The sequence below is a fragment of the Pedobacter sp. 01T416_2 genome (assembly GCF_056398925.1).
On the sequence record NZ_JBFTQI010000676.1, the window covers coordinates 1 to 3,255 of the forward strand.

Consider the following 3,255-nt stretch of genomic DNA (forward strand, 5'->3'; position numbering starts at 1 on the left):
CTCTTCAGCCACATCATGTACCTCATCCCACTTAAAGTTTAATTTATCAACCAAAAAAACTTCCCATAAGCGATGTTTTCGTACAATATCTATCGCTGTATTTTTTCCTATTTCGGTTAAAGTAACGCCTTGGTATTTAATATAATCAACTAAACCTTTATCAGCTAATTTCTTAATCATGTCGGTTACAGATGCCGGTTTGGTTTGCATTTGCTCTGCAATGGCATTGGTTTGAACGTTTGTTGTTTTCTCTGCCAGATGGTAAATAGTCTTTAGATAGTTCTCTTCCGTGTAACTTTGCATTTATGTTTATCTAATTTTATTTTTAGGTAAATCTAAAAATTTTATTTAAAATATATATGATAAATTATGTTAAAATTTAGAATATAATTTGGTTATGTTTGTATTCTCAAATACCTTTAACACCATATGGCATCTGAATTAGATAAAATTGACTTTAAAATTTTAAGAATTCTTCAAGAGAACGGAAGAATTACCAACTTGCTTTTATCCCAAGAAATTGGTTTATCACCTGCACCAACTTTAGAACGTGTACGCAAGCTTGAAATGGCAGGATATATTAAAAGTTATCATGCATTGGTAGACGAAGAAAAGCTGGGTTTAGGTATAAAGACCTTTATTCAGATTCAACTCGATTTTCATAAAAATAACACCATTCAGATCTTTTTGGATGAAGTAAATCAAATCAAGGAAATCACAGAGTGTCACCACGTTACTGGTCAGGCCGATTTTTTGTTAAAGGTTTATGTGAAAGACATTAAAGCTTACGAACGTTTAATCATGGATAAAATCAGTAAGATTTCTGTGGTTAAAACTTTCCAAACGATGATGATCATGTCGACCACGAAGAAGGAACCGATAGTGCCTTTAGAATATTAACCCCATTACCCCTAAAGGGGCTTTTAGGCTAGATCGTCATCGGAATGTGGCAATCTTTTGTGGGAAATAGTACGGTCGTCACCCTGAATTTATTTCAGGGTCTTTCATATTAATAAAGATGCTGAAATGAATTCAGCATGACGTGCGATTATCGGATATTATTTTATCAATAATTCCAGAAATTTCATCAGCATTTTGATAAACCATAAAGTGCGTTCCATTTTCAATCACAAAATCGGGTTGTGTGGTTTTTGAATACAAAATTTTATCATTGGTACCATGAATGTGGTAGATGTTTTTAGGTTTGATTTTATTTTCCCAGCTTAAAATACTCCCGATTGCCCATTTCAAAAAATAAGGATCTGTATCGTTTATAATTTTGCTCAACAAAGTTTTCTCACTATTGGAACGCGTACCGAAATAATAATTTTGAGTGAGCTTGTTCGAAGATTTTAAAAACTTAGCTGGGATAAATTTCAGTAGACCTAGCTTGCCTGCGAAACGATATAATGCTGGCAGATAGGTGCTTAACATGGTGCTCGAAATGATAATCGTTGCTGCAGGTTTTAATAATTTGGCCATTTCTACTGCAATCATCCCTCCAAAAGAAACGCCAACCAAAGCAAATGGTTGGCTTAAGTCAATCACCTTACTTAATCGTTCGGCGTAAGAAGCTAATGATTCATTTTCATTCGGACTAATCCAATTGATATGAATCATATTGATATTTTCATTAAGCTTCAGCTTAGAAAAAATCCTTTTATCGGCACCTAAACCGCTTATAAAGTAAGTATTCATTAGGCTGGTAAGTTCCAGTCGATAGGGCTTAAGTTGTTCTGTACTAAAAGCTGATTTGCCTTAGAGAAGTGCTTCGATCCAAAGAAGCCATTGTAGGCCGAAAATGGTGATGGATGGGCAGCCGTAAGTACATAATGCTTTTTCTGGTCAATTAAAGCCGCTTTTTGTTGCGCATATTTACCCCACAAAAGAAATACGATATGTTCGCGTTTCTGCGATAAAGCCTTAATAATTTCATCAGTGAAAATTTCCCAACCACGATTTTGATGCGAGCCTGCTTCCGAAGCACGAACAGTTAAAGTTGCGTTTAACAACAATACGCCTTGCTCTGCCCAATGTGTTAAATGTCCATGGTTTGGTGCTTTAAAACCTTCAATATCAGTTTCCAGCTCTTTATAAATATTTTTTAACGAGGGCGGAACCGCTACACCGCGTTGTACTGAAAAGGACAGACCATGCGCCTGGCCAACACCATGATAGGGATCTTGACCTAAAATCACAACCTTCACCTGGTTAAATGGTGTGGTATTTAATGAGTTGAAAATATCAGTACCTTTTGGGTAAACCGTGACTCCTTTGTTTTTCTCCTCCTGTAAAAAAGACTTAAGGCTTTTCATGTAGTCTTTTTCAAATTCTTCCTCTAAAACGGCTAACCAACCTGGTTCTAATGCTGCAGACATGTTTTTTATGTAAGATGTGTATGTAATATGGTTGATGGTTTGATAGTTTATGGTCAATGGTTTGGGTGTTCAGTTTAGACCATGGGCCATAAATTATTAAACTATGAGTCCGTAAGTATTAAGCTATCAGGTTCTGAACTCCTTGGCCATCAACCATGGGCCATTAAACCATGAACCAAAATCTTCTCAAAAAGTTTAAGATTTCTTCTTATATATCGCCAGTAAATCGCCCTCGAGTGTTGTTTTTGGTCCCTCTATAATCCTTCCCAGTTCTTTTCCTTTTTTATCAAGAACAATAAAAGTTGGTACCCTTACAATATCCAGGCCATCTAGGATGCCGTTTTCAGCCTTTTTATTTCCATCTACTGCAATAATTTCTACGTTTTTCCCTTTAAAGTGCAATGCATCTAAAATTTTAAAGAAGTTTGGCACGTTTGCTTTGCTGTCGCCGCACCAGGTGCCCAAAACAATTTTTATTTTTTCGTTTTTAACCAGTTTTTTCAGTTCGATCATGGTTGCTGCGTCCGGTACATATGCCGCATAAAGTGGATCGTACATTTCTTTAAACTCAGGAAAAGCGGTAATTCCTTCACGCGTACAGGCGTTAATCAGAATATCTTTATTGTGGACTTGATCGTGGATTTTTTTATTAACTTCCTGTGCAGAAACATTCATTGCAAGTACGATTAGGGTGATGGATAATAGGATTTTCATATTTAAGAGACGGTTTTTGTGAGCTTTTAAATTTTTAATGAAATTATTGTTTTAAAATCTAATTTCTGCCATTTAAACACGATATTTGCAAAAAAAAAATAATTAGAATAAAATTTATGCCAAATATTATCAGATTAATTGCGGGGTTTGCTTTACTGGGTGG

General features: G+C 35.5%; 5 protein-coding genes. 1 reads left to right on the forward strand and 4 read right to left on the reverse strand.

Annotation, left to right across the window (positions count from 1 at the left end):
• A partial coding sequence (locus AC1DPQ_RS22260; RefSeq protein ID WP_477610904.1) for a metal-dependent transcriptional regulator occupies positions 1-303 on the reverse strand: 303 nt, incomplete at its 3' end.
• A gap of 126 nt (positions 304-429) precedes the next feature.
• Between AC1DPQ_RS22260 and AC1DPQ_RS22265 the strand changes: the two genes are divergently transcribed.
• The gene (locus tag AC1DPQ_RS22265; protein ID WP_025142637.1) at positions 430-900 is read left to right on the forward strand and encodes an Lrp/AsnC family transcriptional regulator; all 471 of its coding nucleotides are present in this window, start codon (positions 430-432) and stop codon (positions 898-900) included.
• Positions 901-1,032: 132 nt separating this feature from the next.
• Here the strand turns inward: AC1DPQ_RS22265 and AC1DPQ_RS22270 are convergent, their stop codons facing one another.
• From AC1DPQ_RS22270 to AC1DPQ_RS22280, 3 genes are all read right to left on the reverse strand, one after another.
• A complete protein-coding gene (locus tag AC1DPQ_RS22270) occupies positions 1,033-1,698 on the reverse strand; it encodes an alpha/beta hydrolase (protein ID WP_477581643.1) in 666 nt (221 codons plus the stop codon).
• Positions 1,698-2,378, reverse strand: coding sequence for a uracil-DNA glycosylase (gene ung / locus AC1DPQ_RS22275; RefSeq protein WP_477581641.1), 681 nt, complete (start codon positions 2,376-2,378; stop codon positions 1,698-1,700). Before ung ends, AC1DPQ_RS22270 begins: the two co-directional genes overlap by 1 nt.
• A gap of 195 nt (positions 2,379-2,573) precedes the next feature.
• On the reverse strand, positions 2,574-3,092 hold the full coding sequence (locus AC1DPQ_RS22280; protein ID WP_477581639.1) for a thioredoxin family protein: 519 nt from the start codon (positions 3,090-3,092) through the stop codon (positions 2,574-2,576).
• Positions 3,093-3,255 lie beyond the last annotated feature (163 nt).

What these genes read in the sequence shown, in the direction of transcription:
- AC1DPQ_RS22265 (WP_025142637.1), top strand. Translation starts at nt 430, where the DNA reads ATGGCATCTGAATTAGATAAAATTGACTTTAAAATTTTAAGAATTCTT.
- AC1DPQ_RS22280 (WP_477581639.1), bottom strand. Translation starts at nt 3,092, where the DNA reads ATGAAAATCCTATTATCCATCACCCTAATCGTACTTGCAATGAATGTT.
- ung (WP_477581641.1), bottom strand. Translation starts at nt 2,378, where the DNA reads ATGTCTGCAGCATTAGAACCAGGTTGGTTAGCCGTTTTAGAGGAAGAA.
- AC1DPQ_RS22270 (WP_477581643.1), bottom strand. Translation starts at nt 1,698, where the DNA reads ATGAATACTTACTTTATAAGCGGTTTAGGTGCCGATAAAAGGATTTTT.